The 18314-nt window shown below is 45.8% G+C and carries 13 protein-coding genes; all 13 read left to right on the forward strand.

Going from position 1 to position 18314, the window contains the following annotated elements:
• Window positions 1-43 precede the first annotated feature (43 nt).
• The 13 genes from E0485_RS08625 (at window position 44) to E0485_RS08685 (ending at window position 18117) form a co-directional block, all read left to right on the forward strand.
• Window positions 44-931, forward strand: coding sequence for an alpha/beta fold hydrolase (locus E0485_RS08625; RefSeq protein WP_132417608.1), 888 nt, complete (start codon window positions 44-46; stop codon window positions 929-931).
• A 171-nt stretch (window positions 932-1102) separates the two neighbouring features.
• Entirely contained in the window at window positions 1103-1783 is a 681-nt protein-coding gene (locus E0485_RS08630; protein ID WP_132417609.1) for an RNA polymerase sigma factor, read from the forward strand.
• Window positions 1784-1860: 77 nt separating this feature from the next.
• The gene (locus tag E0485_RS08635) at window positions 1861-2235 is read left to right on the forward strand and encodes a VOC family protein (protein WP_132417610.1); all 375 of its coding nucleotides are present in this window, start codon (window positions 1861-1863) and stop codon (window positions 2233-2235) included.
• A 265-nt stretch (window positions 2236-2500) separates the two neighbouring features.
• Window positions 2501-3622 carry an IS200/IS605 family element RNA-guided endonuclease TnpB gene (gene tnpB, locus E0485_RS08640; protein WP_132417611.1) on the forward strand — a complete coding sequence of 374 codons (1122 nt, stop codon included), beginning with the start codon at window positions 2501-2503 and terminating at the stop codon, window positions 3620-3622.
• A gap of 135 nt (window positions 3623-3757) precedes the next feature.
• Window positions 3758-3988 carry a rhodanese-like domain-containing protein gene (locus E0485_RS08645; RefSeq protein ID WP_132417612.1) on the forward strand — a complete coding sequence of 77 codons (231 nt, stop codon included), beginning with the start codon at window positions 3758-3760 and terminating at the stop codon, window positions 3986-3988.
• 99 nt (window positions 3989-4087) lie between these two features.
• A complete protein-coding gene (locus tag E0485_RS08650) occupies window positions 4088-5383 on the forward strand; it encodes an MFS transporter (RefSeq protein ID WP_407944838.1) in 1296 nt (431 codons plus the stop codon).
• A gap of 177 nt (window positions 5384-5560) precedes the next feature.
• Window positions 5561-8683 carry a hybrid sensor histidine kinase/response regulator gene (locus E0485_RS08655; RefSeq protein ID WP_207910953.1) on the forward strand — a complete coding sequence of 1041 codons (3123 nt, stop codon included), beginning with the start codon at window positions 5561-5563 and terminating at the stop codon, window positions 8681-8683.
• A 189-nt stretch (window positions 8684-8872) separates the two neighbouring features.
• Window positions 8873-10783, forward strand: coding sequence for a ligand-binding sensor domain-containing protein (locus E0485_RS08660; RefSeq protein WP_132417615.1), 1911 nt, complete (start codon window positions 8873-8875; stop codon window positions 10781-10783).
• Between the two features lie 87 nt (window positions 10784-10870).
• Window positions 10871-11815, forward strand: a complete 945-nt coding sequence (locus E0485_RS08665; protein WP_132417616.1) for an ABC transporter permease — start codon at window positions 10871-10873, stop codon at window positions 11813-11815.
• The gene (locus E0485_RS08670; RefSeq protein ID WP_132417617.1) at window positions 11815-12693 is read left to right on the forward strand and encodes a carbohydrate ABC transporter permease; all 879 of its coding nucleotides are present in this window, start codon (window positions 11815-11817) and stop codon (window positions 12691-12693) included. The genes E0485_RS08665 and E0485_RS08670 overlap by 1 nt, the downstream gene beginning before the upstream one ends.
• Before the next feature lie 125 nt (window positions 12694-12818).
• On the forward strand, window positions 12819-14312 hold the full coding sequence (locus E0485_RS08675; RefSeq protein WP_132417618.1) for an extracellular solute-binding protein: 1494 nt from the start codon (window positions 12819-12821) through the stop codon (window positions 14310-14312).
• A gap of 96 nt (window positions 14313-14408) precedes the next feature.
• Window positions 14409-16775, forward strand: a complete 2367-nt coding sequence (locus E0485_RS08680; RefSeq protein ID WP_132417620.1) for a helix-turn-helix domain-containing protein — start codon at window positions 14409-14411, stop codon at window positions 16773-16775.
• A complete protein-coding gene (locus E0485_RS08685; RefSeq protein WP_132417622.1) occupies window positions 16768-18117 on the forward strand; it encodes an FAD-dependent oxidoreductase in 1350 nt (449 codons plus the stop codon). The genes E0485_RS08680 and E0485_RS08685 overlap by 8 nt, the downstream gene beginning before the upstream one ends.
• The last annotated feature ends 197 nt before the right edge of the window (window positions 18118-18314 follow it).

Below are 18314 nucleotides of genomic sequence, written 5' to 3' on the forward strand. Positions count from 1 at the left end.
TAGGCATAAGCTGAACTATGTCGATTTGAGAGGATGTTTTGGTATGTTTCCTTATCAGCCACAAGTTCATCAATACCCCTATTCCAATAATCAATTAATGCCTCATGGCTATTATAACTCCCCTTATTCCGATGGCGGATGGCTCTGGCAGCAGAACACTTGGGCATCGGACGAAAGCTATCGTATGCATCCACAGCAACGACTTTGCTTTGTGCTTGTGCATGGTTCCTGGGCTGACGCTCACTTTTGGGATGGCATAGCGGAGGTGCTGCGCAGGAATGGGCATGTCGTCTATACGCCGGAGTATGCGGGTCACGGAAGTGATCCTAATAAAAATGTCACGCATGCGATGATCACGAAGTCCGTCGTCGACTTTATAACGAAGCAGGACCTGTGCGACATCATTCTCGTCGGACACAGCTTTGGCGGAACAGTAATTCAGAAGGTATCCGAACAGGTATCAGATCGCATTAAGCGACTCGTCTTTTGGGACGCATTCGTACTAAAGGACGGTGAATCGCTTTCTGACGAGTTGCCGCCCCAGACGAAGCAAGCCTTCGAGCAGCTTAGAGCTAGCTCGAAGGACGATACGATCATGCTTCCGTTTCCGTTGTTTCGGGATTTGTTCGTCAATACGGCTTCCTTGGAGGAAGCTGAATCGATCTATTCAGGTGTAGCTCCTGAACCGGCTAAGCCGCTCTTCGAGAAGCTAAATCTTAAAGTGTTCTACGCATTGCCTACGCCCAAAAGCTATGTCTATTTCTATCAAGACGGCGTGTTGCCACAGGGAGAGGGCTTTGGCTGGAATCCGCATATGTCCATACGGCTGGGTCTGTTCCGACTGATTGTCGGCGATGGGGACCACATGACGGATTCGCGCACAAGGCCAGCAATGGTGGCACAGAAGCTGTACGAGGCTGGGCGGGACTGACAGAGATAGCAACTGCTCTCTCTGTTATCTGATTCATCTCATTCTCGATCAATTGACAAAAGATTCTTCTTCAACTATAACTTCCGTATACATATCCTCCGAGATACACTAAAGATGGCAACAAGGTTATAAGATGAGGTGAATGACATATCTACCCTAGAGCTCAAGCAAATGGAGCAAACCATAAATCGGTATTGTATGCAAATTGCTCATAATCAGTGGGATGCAGAGGACTTATCCCAAGAGGTTCTATATAAAGTATATAAGGTGATTAATTCGGATCCTTCACGAACGATATCCAAGGCTTTTCTGTATCGTATCGTCTCAAACGCATGGAAAGATAAAATGAAGATGGATAAACGCCGTATCCAAACCACAGATTCGGCTTTTCATGATGCATCATTTCATGATGGGGAGCTCTCCACGCGAGAGCTGCTGGAAGTATTAGCTCATCGGTTATCACCACGGGACTTAGTTATATTGTTGCTCATGGATGTATTTGATTTTACTGCGAAGGAAACCGCCGATTTCTTATCACAAGCGGAAGGGACCGTCCAGATGGCTCTGGGGCGAGCACGATTGAAATTAAAGAAGCTAGCCAGTAGTAGAGAGGCAATAGGTGCAGATCCTTTTGAGAGGGAGGTTCCAAAAGCTTGTGCCTCACAAATGGATTTGGACAGCCTCGTTGAAGCCTTCAAACAGAGAGACCAAAGCGCAATATACAGATGTTACCTCAATCTAGTCAAGTTACGTGTGAAAATCAGCAGCATCCAATTGGTAAATGGGAGGATCGCTTTCTATTTAGAAGATCCAGACGGGAATCGATTTATGGTGTCGGAAAAAAATTTTTAAACCCTTTGTTTGGTTTTCAGAGAGTATGTCGTTTATTAGTAGATTCCCATTTATAATTAAGGAGGAGATTTTTCAAGATGAGTAAAAATTCATTTTTTGGTGTTGGTATTTTCGTCCCAGTCAGCGATTTGGCACGATCTACCGAATGGTATACCCAGGTGTTAGGATTTGAAATCTTACATAAAGATGAACCGAACGCTACTGTAACGATGATGAATGATAACAAAATCGTTTTTTGTCTGGTGCGGTCATACAACATTGAACAGAGACCATTTCCGAAAAACGATTATGGTGTAGGACAATATTTTAACTTTCATACACACGATGTTGAATCGGCTTATAAGCTGCTTCGGCAGCGAGGAGCCGAAGTTGGTGAGATTGAGGAGTTCGACGGAATACGAGGGTTTTCACTTCACGATCTTGATGGAAACAGATATGGGGTAGTGAACTAAGATGTGTTCTACAATGAAAGGTCCGTCAGCAAGGTGATATGATATGCTCCCCATACGGTAGACAGGTGACATAATAATAATCTGTTACTGCAGGGGAGTATTTTTATGAAAAAAACAAACTTAATGTTTTACATGATAATTGTCCGACATATGTAAAATTTATAATCAGAAAGACACTGATATTTTAGTACAAATACTATCTTTGCATATGTTATCCTATATTTGGAATGGATAACAATTCTAATCATCAAGCGAGGTGAGAATAGTGATTGTAAACAAAGCATATAAGTTTCGTATCTATCCAAATAAGGAACAGAAAATCTTAATTGCTAAAACAATCGGCTGTTCTCGTTTCGTATTCAATCGCTTTTTGTCACAATGGAGTGACGAATACAAGGAAACAGGCAAAGGGTTAACCTATATTTCGTGTTCAGCTAAACTAACACAATTGAAAAAGGAATTCCTATGGCTGAAAGAAGTGGACAGTATTTCATTGCAATCATCGCTAAAGAATCTTGCTGATGCGTTTGACCGTTTCTTCAAAAAGCAAAATGATGCACCACGTTTCAAATCCAAAAACAATAAAGTACAATCCTATACAACCAAGCAAACAAACGGGAATATTGCCATTGTTGGTAACCATATTAAATTACCTAAACTCGGTCTTGTTCGTTTTGCTAAAAGTCGTGAAGTGAATGGTCGTATTCTGAATACTACCGTAAGACGTAATCCAAGTGGAAAATACTTTGTGTCCATTCTTGTAGAAACAGAAGTAGAGCCAATAGAAAAAACAGGTTCTTCTATTGGTGTTGACCTTGGATTAAAAAACTTGGCAACTTTGAGTACAGGAAAGGTATTCCCCAATCCCAAATGGTTTCGCAAACTTGAGGAACAATTAGCAGATGCGCAGCGAATCCTTTCTAGACGTATAAAAGGTGGTATGAATTGGAACAAACAACGTGTTAGGGTCGCTAGAATCCATGAAAGAATAACCAATGCAAGAACAGACTACTTGCAGAAAATCTCTACTGAAATCATCAAAGACCACGATGTTATTGGTATAGAAGATTTGCAAGTATCCAATATGTTGAAAAATCACAAGCTGGCTAAAGCAATTAGTGAAGTATCGTGGTCACAGTTCAGAATCATGCTTGAGTACAAAGCAAAATGGTATGGCAAAGAAGTAGTTACTGTATCCAAAACCTTTGCAAGTTCTCAGCTATGTTCGTGCTGTGGCTACCAAAATCAAGACGTTCAGAATCTAAAACTCCGTAAATGGGACTGTCCAAATTGTGGCGCATATCACGACAGAGATATTAATGCAGGACAAAACCTTAAAAACGAAGCTATAAGACTTCTAACCGTAGGGACTACGGGGATAGCCTAATCAATTAGAAACCGATAGGTTTCCATACTTAGGAATCTCGCGACTTAAGCGTGAGAGGTTCAAGGTGTCCTTACATCGTCTAAGCGAAAAGCAATTAGTAGAGATGCAGAAGCTGAAGTCTGAAGTTGTGCAGCAATGTGCAAATACGGAACCTATAATTTAGGACAAACTTATGGAACGGATAGACAAAGGAGAAGTTTTACTGTTGAACTCGAGAAGCATCTAGCATCTTTACCAGACGATAAGGAAATTGTGGCATATTGCCGTGGACCTTATTGTTTAATGTCCGTGCAAGCAGCTGAAATTTTGGCAAGTAAAGGTATTCATGCGTCTCGTTTAGAGGAAGGCGTATACGAATGGAATTAACCTCGTGGAATGGAGCGACAAAGTACTAACTTTTTAATTGAATCATATAAAAATAAAATAGGAGGTTGGTTCAAAACGATGACGCATGAATCCCGTAGTATGACGGACGGTAATATGCAAGGCTACGTCAATTCTCCAGATATGCAACAACGATTGTATAAACGTTCCCTACTCATTGTTGTCCTATCACAAATTTTTGGTGGTGCAGGTCTTGCTGCTGGTGTAACCGTGGGTGCACTACTTGCACAGGATATGCTGGGGACGGATAGTTTGGCAGGTGTTCCTGCCGCCTTATTAACGCTTGGTTCTGCTGTGGCTGCTTTGCTTGTCGGACGTCTTTCACAGCATTATGGGCGCCGGCTGGGGCTAGCTGCAGGATTTTTTGCAGGCGGGATCGGTGCGATAGGGGTAATATTGGCAGCAGTAAATCATAGTATCGTGCTATTGTTCATATCGCTTCTTATATACGGAGCTGGAACGGCTACAAATTTGCAAGCGCGTTATGCAGCAACAGATTTAGCTAAACCAACTCAACGGGCCAAAGCAATTAGTACGGCAATGGTTTCGACTACTTTTGGTGCAGTTGCAGGTCCCAACCTGGTAGATGTTATGGGCAAGTTTGCAACGTCCATCGGTGTCCCAGCGCTTGCGGGTCCGTTTATTTTAGGTGCTGCGGCATTCCTCCTCGCTGGTTTGGTATTTTTTATTTTCCTAAGACCAGACCCATTCATCGTAGCGAAAGCTGTATTTCAAGCACAAGCCCGATCAGATCGAAGCCAATCAGCAGCCGTGCAAACCAAATCCCATAATAATAACAAAGTCTTAGTTGTAGGGGCAGCCGTTATGATTTTAACTCAAATCGTTATGGTCGCCATTATGACAATGACGCCAATACATATGAAGCATCACGGTCATAGTATGGCAGATATAGGTTTAGTTATCGGGATTCATATTGGCGCGATGTATTTACCTTCTCTTATTACAGGTGTTCTTGTCGATAAGATTGGTCGTGCAGCCATGTCAATAGCTTCAGGTGGTATTTTATTGCTCGCTGGCATTGTTGCAGCTGTAGCACCTGCTGATTCTTTGCTGGTTCTCATCATTGCTCTTGCACTGTTAGGACTCGGCTGGAACTTTGGTTTAATCAGTGGAACAGCACTTATTGTTGATGCGACTGATCCAGCAACTCGTGCCAAAACACAAGGAACAATAGATGTGTTAGTTGCACTGGCTGGGGCATCGGGTGGCGCACTATCCGGTATGGTTGTAGCTAATTCCAGTTACGCGGCGCTATCGCTTGCTGGAGGCGGACTTGCACTTTTACTGATACCAGTCGTTATATGGTCCCGAAGCAAATCTAAAGTATCGGCGTTTCAAAATAATCTATCGAATTAACAGGTATAGTCCAATTCGCACGCTTCATCGTACGGATTGGGCTATTTTCTTTTTACATGGAAATTATCATGAACCTGCGAAGAGGGGATTAGCACTAGGCCACGAATATAATATAAGTTTAGAAGATAATGACTAAGGGAGAAATACTTCTTGGAAACTCACTCATCCAAATATCAAATGAAAAAGAGCTATATTATATTATTGCTAGTGTTCATATTAGTTGTTTTAACCGGTTTTCGCATTTTATGGATGAAAACGTTTCATGATCCCAAACAGGCGTCAATTCAGAATGGGCAATTCGATTTGCGCAGTTGGAATGCAGAAGATGGCGACATTCTGTTACTTGATGGGGAATGGGAGTTTTATCCCTCGCAATGGTTAATAGATGGTAGTCGGCAACAATTGTTAGGTGATAATGCGCCAAGACATATTCAGGTACCGGGAGGATGGAGCGAAGCTTTGCATGCTGACAAGCCATCTCCATACGGGTATGGCTCTTATCGTTTGCGTCTTTATGTAGACCCGGCAAAGCATCTTAATTATAGTATTCGTGTACCCAGCGTACGCACTGCTTCAGAATTATATGTAAACGGTCGATTGCTTACTAAATCCGGCCAGGTGGCGACAACAAAGGATGAATATATTTCGAAGGACCTACCTTATTCTACAACCTTTACAGCAGATGACAACGGTGTAATCGAACTCGTCATTCAGGCGGCAAATTATGTGGATAGTCGAAGCGGGGGCATTGTCCGATCCATTAAATTTGGTTCAGAAGAAGCCATTGCCAAAGAGATGAAAGCTTCCATTTTTATGCAGTTCTTGGCAGCGATTATATTTATTATGCATGCTGTCTATGCACTTATTTTGTATTTATTAGGAAATAAGGAAAAGAAGCTGCTTTATTTCAGTTTGCTTGCATTATGTGTAACGATCACGAGTGTCTTTAGTACGGATGAGAAGTTGTTCCATCAATTATTTTACATTGGAAGTAATTGGGATTTTAGAGTAACTAATATTGCTTTCGTTATTGCAGCCTATGCTTTGCTCCAGTGTACGAATCATCGCGAGCTTCCATATTGGCGTAGGATGTACCCTGTCTATAAAGTAATGAATCTAGGGACTGCCGGCATCACGTTGTTTTTAAATCCAACTCAGGTGATCATGCTCTTCCCTATTTATTATGTATTAGCTGGTACTGCTGGAGTTATTACGCTGATTACAATGTTTAAAAAAGTAATTAAAGATTTAAAGAGCAATCTTTTACTGCTTGTCTCTTTTCTTGCGTTTAGTAACTATGTTATTTGGTCAGTAATCTTGCTGGATAGCGGTTTGAGTCTTGTCTACTATCCGTTCGATATGATTATTGCGATGGGCTGTTTAGCCTCTGAATGGTTTAAGGGTTACTTTATCATGCATGCGAACACCAAAGAGCTTGCTGCAACCTTGCAAAGAATGAATGACCATAAGGATCAATTTCTGGCAAACACTTCGCATGAATTTAAAAATCCGCTTCATAGCATGCTTAACATGTCACAATCCGTTTTAAAAAGGGAACAGCATTTATTGCAGGAGCGGAGTATCAAGGAGCTTGAAACGGTCTTATCTGTAGGACGTCGGTTGACATGGATATTAAACGACTTGATTGACGTGATGAGTTTACGGGAAGGCAATCCACGTTTACAACAAAAAGTAATATTTATCCAGCCAATAGTGACCGGAGTAATGGATATGCTGCAATTTAACGCAGAAGTAAAGTCTGTCCAAATTGCAAATCAGATTTCGGAAGATTTTCCCCCAGTAATTGCGGATGAGAATCGAGTGATCCAAATCGTGTTCAATTTACTTCATAATGCTGTGAAATATACGAATGAAGGGACAATTTCGATTCAAGCTTTTGGCAAAGACGGAAGAGCGTATATTGTGATTACTGATACAGGGATCGGAATGGATGAGCAGATGCTTAAGCGCTTATTCCGTCCGTATGAGCAAGGCTGTACGAGTGTGACGATGATTGAAGGCGGCTTTGGGTTAGGTTTAAGTATCAGCAAGCAGCTAGTTGAGCTTCATGGAGGTACGTTAGATGTATCCTCTGTTAAAGACGAAGGCTCGAAATTTACATTTTCGTTGAAGCTGGCGGATGAGGAAGCGGAGGTAGAAAGTGAAGGTTCGAGCCGATTAGAACCGTTCGAATTACAATCTAAAGCGATCCAAGAAATAGCCTCTACAGTCGAATTAAACCAAATGGAACTTCCGCTAGCTGCGAAAGGGGCAACTCCAACAACTCCATTCCAAATGAATCGAAATTGTCCGCTCGTATTAATTGTTGATGATGATCCAGTCAATCTTCAAGTGCTTGAAGCCATACTGCCACCAGACGAATACGAGTTAACGATGGCAACGAGCGGTAAAGAAGCGTTGGCATTACTGGATACTAAGGACTGGGATCTGGTCATCTCCGACGTTATGATGCCGCAGATGTCCGGTTATGAGTTGACACGGATGATTCGTGAGCGATTTACACTGACAGAGCTCCCTGTTCTGCTTCTTACGGCAAGAAGCCAACCGGAAGATATTCAAAGCGGCTTTCTGGCTGGAGCCAACGATTATGTGACGAAGCCGGTGGAAGCTGTAGAAATCAAATCCCGGATCGAGGCGCTAACGACCATTAAACAGTCCGTTCGGGAACAATTACGATTAGAAGCTGCCTGGCTGCAAGCGCAAATCCAGCCTCATTTTTTATTCAATGCGTTAAATGCTGTAACAGCTTTAAGCGATATTAATCTGGATAAGATGCGTGATTTGGTCGATGAGTTTAGCAATTTTCTGAGAAATAAATTTAGATTCCAAGATATGGATGGGCTTGTTCCAATTGAAGAGGAGCTAAGTCTAGTACGCTCTTATTTATATATTGAGAAGGTCCGATTTGAAGAAAGGCTGGAAGTTGCTTGGGAGATCGAGGAATACGGTGAATTAGAAGTTCCATTTCTTTCGATTCAGCCTCTGGTGGAAAACGCGATAAGACATGGCGTTATGAAGCGCACTCGTGGAGGCAAGATTAGTATTCGAATTTCTGTCCATGAAGCCCATGCAGAGATAACCGTTGAAGACGATGGGGTCGGAATGGACGAGGCTCAATTGCAACGAATTTTAGAAAGAAAAGCAGATAAGAGGTCAGGTGTCGGATTGATCAATACGGATCAGCGATTAAAACGGCACTTCGGAACCGGTCTTCATATCCAAAGTACGTTAGGTACAGGGACAAGGGTAACTTTTCATGTACGTAACAAAAGATCCTAACAACAGCCATTGGCGACTTTCGAGTCGTCGATGGTTGTTTTTTTGTTTTCTACATAATCATTTGAATTGATTATTTCTTTACCGCTGTTAGAGCCGCTACAATCCGAGTATAAAGGCAAAAGAGAGTAATGGCCGACACGGAGGAAAGAGGAGGAGATTCTCATAGTTAACGTACAAAATTTGGGGACGATGATTCAGTCTCGCTTTGGACAAGGAGCGGCGATTCGCTTCGATGGCAAGCGTTATAACGTTTGTTTTGCAAGTAATGGCGTTCCAGCGGTTTTGCAGGAATTCGATCTGGTGTCTGGTGACTTACTGTTTCGCGAGCCTGTTCCGAATACGGGTTGCTGCTGGGGTATGTGTTCTGCGGAGAATGGAGATGTCTATCTGAGCGGAACTAATGATGGCGTGCTATATCGGTATTCATCAGACGGACTGAAGGCGATTGACGCAAATCCATCAGATTCTTGGGTATGGCAGCTATTTAGTATAAATGGAAAAGTATTTGGCGGCACCTATCCGGGGGCCAAGGTTTTTGAGTATGACATCGAGACGGGTTCGTTCCAGGATTACGGGATTATGAAGGAAGGACAGAACTACGTCCGAGGGATTACGGCAGATGAACATGCAATCTACGCTGGGATCGGGGCTACTAAACATGTAATCCGGATCGACCGGACGACCGGCGAATTGGTGGAGCTGCAGCTTGAGGGAATCAGCGGTTCGCAAGGTTTTGTCGATCGATTGTGGGTGATAGAGGGCTATTTATTCGTATCCTGCACATTCACCGAAATGCACGTATTCCGCCTTGATTCACTAGTTCATGTTGGCACATTTCCATTTGACAACATGCTGGTGAAGCCAAATGAATATGATCCGGGTCGAGTTTATTTCAAGTGGGGCAGGAAGTTATGTTATTGGGATATCGTACAGGAGAGCTGGAACGAGACGGAGATTCAAACACTGCCAGAGGGCAGGGCAAAAGCGCTTGAGTGGTTGTACATGAATGGGGAGCCAGACAGGTTCAATGGACAGGTCAGTGGTACTAGTGAGCCTGCTCTCGCGCTGGTAACGGTAAACGCACAGGTAGCTATCATTCGTTTGTCCGATAACCAGGTCAAGGTTCGAAGCTTGGAAATCGAGCCGCAACCGATCGAGATCCATTGTCTGGAGACGGGGGACGATGGCAAGTTGTATATGGGGGGCTACCAACGGGGATTTAGCTTATTTGACCCGGATACGGATACGGTTGAGCGGACGTTTGAATTATTTCCACAACCAGAAGGAATGACATTCCTTGACGGCATTGCTTACTTCGGAACTTACAGGGAAGCGCAAATGTTCCGCTTCGATCCGCATCGCTCGATCGATTTTGGCTTTACATCTGACAATAATCCGGGACTGATAGGGGAGATCGGGCATTTGCAGGATCGACCATTCGCTATGACAAGCGGCGGCGGACGAGTTTTTGCCGGTACAGTACCAGACTATGGGGTGCGCGGCGGAGCGTTAGCGATGTACGATCCTGCTGTCGGCAAATGGGAAACCTACCCGAACATCGTACCAGAGCATAGCGTCTTGGGCGTTGCCTACAAGGACGGACTGATATACGGAGGTACAAGTTTATGGGGAGGGCTTGGAACATCGCCTGCAGAGGGACCAGCCCGCATGTTCATCTGGGATGTGGCAAAGCGGACGAAGGTTGCGGAGTTCGTGCCTGATATCCCGGATATGGATATGCCTCCTTGCATGATTGGGGAGCTAAGCGCTGGTCCCGACGGTTTGATCTGGGGCGCCATCGACGGCACGTTATTCGCCATGGATCCAGTGACGACTGAGATCATCAAGAGCAAAATTATCGTCCCAAGTGAGTACAAGTACAGTAAGTATCTGCCCATTAAATTAAGATGGGGATCAGACGGTTACTTGTATACGACTTTGGCAAGGCGCTTGATCGTTGTGGACCCGGCTACGCTTGAGCACGTGCAGCTTAGTGATCGGATCATTGGCAATATGGCGCTTGATCGGCACGGGCGGTTGTATTATGTCCAAGGTAAAGAGCTATATCGGATGGTAATACCGGATAATCTTTTTAAATGATTATTTCGTTACTACTCGCTTTCATCGTATGATTGGCACCACAAGCCAAGATACGAAGACATCAACCATGAAGAAGGGAGCTCGATCATGAACCAACAACCGTCTCTGTCAAGGACTCAAATTGTTCCGAAAGTTCGGCGTAGGCGATCATGGAAAGACTGGGACTTGTACATGCTGATGATTCCCGGGGCACTATTTTTTATCTTATTCAAATATTTACCGATGTGGGGAATCGTTATTTCCTTTCAGGATTTCAATCCGTTTAGCGGAATATGGAAAAGTGAATGGGTCGGCCTTCAGCATTTTGAAACGCTGCTGCAGTATGACGGGTTTTGGCGCATCTTAAGCAATTCAATCATACTTAGCCTGCTGAACCTCATCTTTTTCTTCCCGGTGCCAATTATTTTGGCGCTTATGTTGAATGAGGTCCGCAAACGGGCTTTTCGCAATGTGGTTCAATCGATTATTTACATGCCTCATTTTATTTCTTGGGTTGTTGTAGCAGGTATAACTTACTTGCTCCTGGGGACACAGGGGGGAATTGTAAATGAGTTTATCGTCAAAGCAGGTTGGGAACCGATCAATTTCTTGACCTCGAGTGACTGGTTCCGATCGCTAATCGTGTCACAGAGTATTTGGAAGGAAGCAGGCTGGGGAACAATCATTTTCCTCGCGGCGCTGTCTGGTGTCGATCCTCAGCTCTATGAGGCGTCAGTCATGGATGGAGCGAGTCGGTGGAGACAAATCTGGCATATTACGCTGCCGGCAATCCGCAGTACAATCTTTATTCTGCTTATCCTAAGACTTGGTCACATTCTGGATAACGGCTTCGAGCAAATCTTCTTGATGCTGAACGCGACGACTTACGATGTCGGTGATGTGTTTGAAACATACGTCTATCGCACAGGACTCGTAGGCGGTAAATACAGCTATACAACGGCGATTGGACTGTTTAAATCGGTGATCGGCCTGTTGATGGTTGTCGCAGCGAACCGTCTAGCCAAACGCTTTGGAGAGGAGGGAGTGTACTAATGAAAAAAAGTCGCCTATCCGGAGATACGTTGTTCAGAAGCATCAATGGCATTTTATTGATCCTTGTCGCAACCGTTACATTAGTTCCCTTTATCTACGTGGCAGCCGTTTCGGTATCACCGATTGAGCAGGTTATGCGCGGGGGGCTGATTCTGTGGCCGGAGAAATTCACCTGGGACTCCTATTCGATAATTTTTTCAAATGCGCATTTCACACAAGCACTTTGGATGACTGTATTGATCACGCTTGTTGGAACGGGTACCAATCTGGTCATGACGGTATTGTTTGCGTATCCGCTTTCTAAGACGCGATTGAAGGGAAGAAGGGTGATCCTGTTCCTAGTCCTGTTTACGATGCTGTTCAGCGGAGGGATGATTCCTAGTTATCTGGTCATGAAGTGGCTGGGTCTGCTAAATTCATTCTGGTCTGTCATTATGCCAGGCGCGATTAGCGCATTTAACCTGATTATTCTCAAAAATTTCTTTCAAGGCATTCCAGAAGCGCTTGAGGAATCTGCCCGTATCGATGGGTGCAGCAACATTGGGGTACTGCTCAAAATCGTGCTGCCGCTTTCGATGCCTGCTTTGGCTACTTTTACGCTATTCTACTCCGTCGGGCATTGGAATCAGTTTTTTCAATCGATCATCTATGTGACCGATTCGAATTTGTGGCCGATTCAGGTCATTCTGAGGCAGATGATTATCGAAGGATCGACAGAGGACTTCAAGGCGGCAATCGCAAACGAAAGCATACAAGTTGTGCCGCTCACGATCAAGATGGCGGCGATCATCGTTGCTACAGTCCCGATCTTGTGTATTTATCCGTTCCTGCAAAAGCATTTTGCTAAAGGCGTGATGCTTGGTTCGGTCAAAGGCTGATCCAAGCCAATCGACCGAAGCTGGGCCAAGGTTAACGCCTTATCCGTAAATGAATACGCATACATGTAGGGCAAGCCGCAGCGTTGTCTGCTTGCGATATATTAACATTGGGAGGGTCAAATGAAATGAAGACAAAATGGAAAAAACTAGTTAGCTCCATGGCAACCGTAGCTTTAGTAGCTTCGCTCTTCGCAGGTTGCAGTAGCAAAGCAAGCGATAGCCCAGCGGGAAGCAGCAGTCCCGGGCCTGAAAAGAGACAAAAGATTAGCATGATGTATCCACTTAACGGCGATGCTCCGAAGAAGGGTGAAGCTTGGAAATGGTTGGAGGAAAAATTCAATGTGGAGCTCGATCTAATGGCGATCCCGGCCAACGGCTATCCTGACAAGCTAAGCCTGACCGTTGCCTCTGGCGAGCTGCCGGATCTGATGGTTTGGAGCAAGTACCCAGACCCGGAACTAAACAAATACGCTAAGCAAGGCGCTTTCATGCAGCTTGACGATATTATCGGCAATTACCCGCACTTGATGGAAACACCACAGCAAGCGTTCGATAACGTTAAGATCGACAAGAAGCTGTACTCGATCCCACGTACGCGTCCATTGCAAACAAACGCAGTCATGATCCGCAAGGATTGGCTGGATAATCTAGGTTTGCCGATTCCGAAGACGGTCGAGGAATTCGCTCAGACCGCACTTAAGTTTACTACCGATGATCCCGATAAGAATGGGAAGGCAGATACGTTTGGCATCTCCGTTGGGGAGAGTCTTACTTTCCTAGATCAACTATGGGTCGCTTTTGATACAGGTAATGGTTGGCTCAAGACGGCCGACGGTACGCTGATGAGCGAAGACGTTACACCGGGACGCAAGCAAGCGCTTGGCTGGCTAGCTGACCTATATAAGCAGGGCGCACTCGACAAGGATTTCCCAGTTCTGACTTATACGCAAGTGAATGATAAATTTGTTGCGGGCAAGAGCGGTATCATGATTGGTGGCGGTGTTAGTAACTACGGAGCGTTTATCGCTGACATGAAGAAGATCAATCCGAAAGCAGAGATCATCATGATCGATCCGCCAACAGGACCAAACGGTACGAAAGGAACACCGCAGTCAGCTGGACTTTACGGACATTGGGTGATTAACTCCAAGGTTTCCAAGGAAAAGTTAAACAAAATCATGGAAATCCTCGATTGGCAAGCGACCGACGAGGCGCTTGACTTCAAACGTAAAGGGATCGAAGGTGTTCATCACAAGGTTGAGGATGGCAAACCAGTCGTCAATGACCTATATAAATCTGACGGCGTTATTAACTTGATCGCACATAACAAGTTTAATCCTTATTTCACGACGCCAGGCGCAGCGCCAGAAGTGGCGCAAGCACAGATTGATCAGTGGCATAACATTGAAAAGCTAGGCGTACCGAATCCGGCCATTGCAGCTCTGACACCTACAATGCAGGACAAGAGTGCCGATCTTAGGAAATATAGTTTGGAGACATTTATTAAGATCGTTATCGGTGACCAGCCGCTAGATTCGTTCGACCAATATGTACAGAATTGGATGTCTAAAGGCGGCGACAAAATTACGGCTGAAGTGAACGAATGGTATAAGCAGTAGAATTAGCAACGGGTTTGCTTGTTTCGAGGGGACTTTGCGTCCCCTTTTTAGTATTCGCGAAAAACAACCGACTACTGTCCGAGGAAGTGAACATTCATGAAGCGGTTTTCCGTGCGACGCAATATCCGTTTGAAGCTGGTGCTAGCAGCTTGTCTATTGTCAATTTTGCCAGTATTGATCGTCAGTATCGGCTCTTATACAATTGCGTCTACCAGTTTGGAGCAGGAAGTAGGGCGGGCCAAGCGGGAAACGCTCAAACAGGTCCAGGAGAGGATCGACGACAGGCTTATTGCACTCAATAAAACCGTTCTCCAGCATCTGTTTAATTCTTCTTCCTTGAACGAGTTTCTACAGCTGGATGATCCGTATAAGGATATCAGACTGTATAAAGAAGTCGTGGCGATTTTAAACTCAATTGAAGTTCTGGTTGATAACGTTGATTCGGCAGAGCTGTATTTGATCAATGAAGATAAAATTCTGTCTGTAAATAAAGGACTCAATTCAGCCGAGAATATGGATCCTGAGTTAAGAGAGAGGCTTCGAGAGAATCATGCACCGTACTTCTGGATCGACCGCAAGACGGATAGCTGGATGACGCGCGGAGGTTCACAAGAGGTCACGTATGTTCGGGAGGTCCCTGTTTATGGAGACCATCCGCGCGGTTATCTCATTGTCAAACTGAACGACCGTGCGTTCTTTCAGATCTATAGCGAGATGGACCGCGAAGTGAACAGTGAGATGCTCGTCTTGACTGCTATGGGGAATATTTTCTCGGATTGGAATAAAAGTCTGCTGCAAGCCGATCTCGGCTCGTATAGTTTCTTAACGGATATTCGAGAGAGCGGGCTGCAGGAGGATGGCTACACAGCGAAGGTTGATGGGCAAGAAATGCTCATCAATTATTGGCAGTCGCCCAATAACGGATGGAAATATGTGTCCGTGGTTCCGGTCAAGGAATTGACACCGCTATTCGTTCGGATCAAGCAGTTGACGCTGCTGCTATGCCTGTCACTCGTGATCGGCTGTTTGACGGCGGCGCTCATGCTCTCCAAACATTTTTACCGATTGATCAAAAATATATTGGACCTGATTCGTGGAAAAGCAAGCCGATTCCCGCAATCAAGCGGTAAGCAGGATGAATTCAGTATCATTCGGCATTATGTCGAAATGCTTCACTCAGTCAACGATTCATTGAACGATCAGATTGACGTGTCGAAGCCGGTGCTTGCATCGGGCTTTATGCAGCATGTTCTGACAGAGTCAGTTCCGGCCGATGAGCTAACGGAAAAGTTCGATTATTATGATTTACCGCATATCAGTCCGTTTTATACGATTATGCGTGTTGAACTGGATAACTTGCGTGGGCAGACGGAGCAGGATATTAACCTATTCGTATATGCAGTGAAGAATATCGCGGAAGAAATTCTCGGCACCAGTGGAACGGTGGTCAAAATGCATGCGGATGTCGTCTTGCTTGTCAATCATGAGCCGGAAACGACGGCTGCTGTCAGGAAGACGGAGGCTTTCCGTTTGGCAGATGAAATTCACACGATGGTGGAATGTGTGTTAAATATAACCGCTACGGTAGGGGTCGGGCGATGCCAGGAAGGGCTGGGCAATATACGCCTTTCGTTCAAAGAGGCGACGGATGCGTTGCAATATCGACTAATCGTCGGCAGCGGCAAGGTTATCTATGTAGGTCAAGTTCAGCCAGATACGGCGCAGCAGCCGTTCACTTATCCGGCCGAGCTGGAACAACAGATTATGCTGCAGGTTAAGCTGGGGAATGAGCAGCAGCTTATAATGCTCCTAGACGAGTTCAGTCAAGGACTCCGGCAGAAGGATGGTATCTCGACGGAGCATGTTCGGATGGCGTTCTTACAGCTTATATCACGGGTGCTGCGCGAGCTTTATGAGCTCGATCCAGACGGTGGTCCGTTGCTGTTCAACTATAGCTTGTATGAGCGAGTGAATGGGCTGCGGACGATGAATCAAATGATTGATTGGTTGAAGAATGAAGTGTTCCCTGTGATTTCGCGCCATATTATGCATCGCCGGAATGACAGCAACCATAAATCGATCGAGACTGTGCTGCATTATATCGAGCAGCATTATGACGATGATCTATCCCAGCCAATGATGGCGGAGCTGGCGGGCATGCCAGCCTCGCATTTTAGCCATATTTTCAAGGAGGAACTGGGCATGACGTTCAGCGACTATTTGATCGCTTATCGGATGGAGAAGGCGAAGGAGTTGCTCTCTTTGACGGACATGAAGGTGGCGGAAATTGCTGAAAAGCTGCGGTATAACAACTCGCAGAACTTCATCCGCGTATTCAAGCGGATCAATGGCGCTACTCCTGGTGATTTCAGGGCTTCGTGGGCGGGGCGATCTGTCGTCAAGGATCAACTAGCTAGCGGGCAGAGGGCAATGCCCGGGAAGGGAAGTGGGACGATTGAATAATCAAGTATACGATGTGGCTGTATTCGGAGGCGGCCCTGCCGGCATTGTGGCAGCATTGGCGGCGGCGCGTACTGGCGCGAGTGTTATTCTGGTTGAGCGGTACGGTTTTTTGGGCGGGATGTCTACGGCATCCCTGGTTTATCCGTGGATGACTTTTCATACGGCATCTGGTGAGCAGGCCGTGAAGGGGATTGCACAAGAGATTGTTGATCGGCTCGCCCAGCTCGGGGCATCCCCAGGCCATTTGCGGGATACGATCGGCTTCGTACATACGCTTACCCCATTTCGACCTGAGACTTTTAAATGGCTGGCGTTCAACATGCTGCAGGAAGCGGGCGTGAAGCTGCTGCTGCATTCGTTCGCAGCGGAGGTGCGCATGTCCGGTAATCACCTTGACGGGGTTGCCGTTTGGAATAAAGGTGGGCGAATGATGATCGAAGCGAAGATCTTCATCGATGCAACTGGCGATGCGGATGTCGCGCATTTGGCTGGCGCGAGCTGTGAGCAGGGTAATGAAGCAGGCAAGGTTCAGCCAATGACGATGAAATTTCGGATGAAGGGCGTCGACCTTGATGAAGTGGTCCAATATATGAAACGGCATCCGGAAGAGTTCTATGAGAAGTCGCTGATCGCCGAATTAGACCAGCTTCCGCTGACGGGCGTTATGGGATTCTACAGCAAATGGCGTCAGGCTGGACTTCCCATTCCGCGAGAAGGTGTCCTGTTCTTCGCAGGACCGGAGCCAGACGAGGTGTTGATAAACGTGTCCCGTGTGTCTGGCTTGGACCCGACGAAGCCGGAGGATTTGACAGCGGCGGAGATCGAAGGACGGGAGCAGGTTCAACTGCTGGAGCAGTTCTTCCGCTCGGACATTCCTGGCTTTTCCGGCGCCTATGTAGCCCAGACTGGAGCGCAGATCGGGGTAAGAGAAACGCGGCGAGTCATGGGCGATTACGTGCTGAACGGGGTCGATGTGCTGAGCGCTAGGGCGTTCGACGATGTTATTGCGCGAAGCGGTTATCCGATCGATATTCATAATCCTCAGGGGAGCGGTGTGACGGCGAACTTTATAAAAGGCGGGGGCGCTTACGATATTCCATATCGGTCAATCGTGCCACTCGGCGTGGAGAACGTATTGCTTGCCGGCCGCTGCATCTCGACAACGCATGAGGCGCAGGCGACGACCCGATTGACGCCAAGCTGCATGGCGATTGGTCAAGCGGCGGGCACGGCTGCCGCACTTGCCAGCGTGCACAATGTGGGTGTTCGGGATATATCGATGAAGGAATTGCAGCAGAAACTGCTGGCTGCGGGTGCGGAATTAGGCAGACAATTGAATTGACGCTAAGATCAATGACTTTTGGAGCAAGTCCAAATGCATATTGACACATTAGTATTTTGGTTTTAGGATTAAACAAAATAAGTTATGAAATAATTCAATACCCGCTTACTATAAGGGGCGAGTCATGGAGAAACCCGAGTAAAGGCAAGATTTCCAAGCCAGCTTTGTGCTGCTGGAATCTTACTTTATCTCGGTTT

This window comes from Paenibacillus albiflavus, from assembly GCF_004344915.1.
Lineage (GTDB): Bacteria > Bacillota > Bacilli > Paenibacillales > NBRC-103111 > Paenibacillus_AM > Paenibacillus_AM albiflavus.

Bases quoted from the DNA above. Each gene is read 5' to 3' on its own strand.
- E0485_RS08645 (WP_132417612.1), top strand. From the start codon at position 3,758: ATGTGCAAATACGGAACCTATAATTTAGGACAAACTTATGGAACGGAT.
- E0485_RS08635 (WP_132417610.1), top strand. From the start codon at position 1,861: ATGAGTAAAAATTCATTTTTTGGTGTTGGTATTTTCGTCCCAGTCAGC.
- E0485_RS08670 (WP_132417617.1), top strand. From the start codon at position 11,815: ATGAAAAAAAGTCGCCTATCCGGAGATACGTTGTTCAGAAGCATCAAT.
- E0485_RS08625 (WP_132417608.1), top strand. From the start codon at position 44: ATGTTTCCTTATCAGCCACAAGTTCATCAATACCCCTATTCCAATAAT.
- E0485_RS08665 (WP_132417616.1), top strand. From the start codon at position 10,871: ATGAACCAACAACCGTCTCTGTCAAGGACTCAAATTGTTCCGAAAGTT.
- E0485_RS08660 (WP_132417615.1), top strand. From the start codon at position 8,873: ATGATTCAGTCTCGCTTTGGACAAGGAGCGGCGATTCGCTTCGATGGC.
- E0485_RS08675 (WP_132417618.1), top strand. From the start codon at position 12,819: ATGAAGACAAAATGGAAAAAACTAGTTAGCTCCATGGCAACCGTAGCT.
- E0485_RS08650 (WP_407944838.1), top strand. From the start codon at position 4,088: ATGACGGACGGTAATATGCAAGGCTACGTCAATTCTCCAGATATGCAA.
- E0485_RS08630 (WP_132417609.1), top strand. From the start codon at position 1,103: ATGGAGCAAACCATAAATCGGTATTGTATGCAAATTGCTCATAATCAG.
- E0485_RS08680 (WP_132417620.1), top strand. From the start codon at position 14,409: ATGAAGCGGTTTTCCGTGCGACGCAATATCCGTTTGAAGCTGGTGCTA.
- E0485_RS08655 (WP_207910953.1), top strand. From the start codon at position 5,561: ATGAAAAAGAGCTATATTATATTATTGCTAGTGTTCATATTAGTTGTT.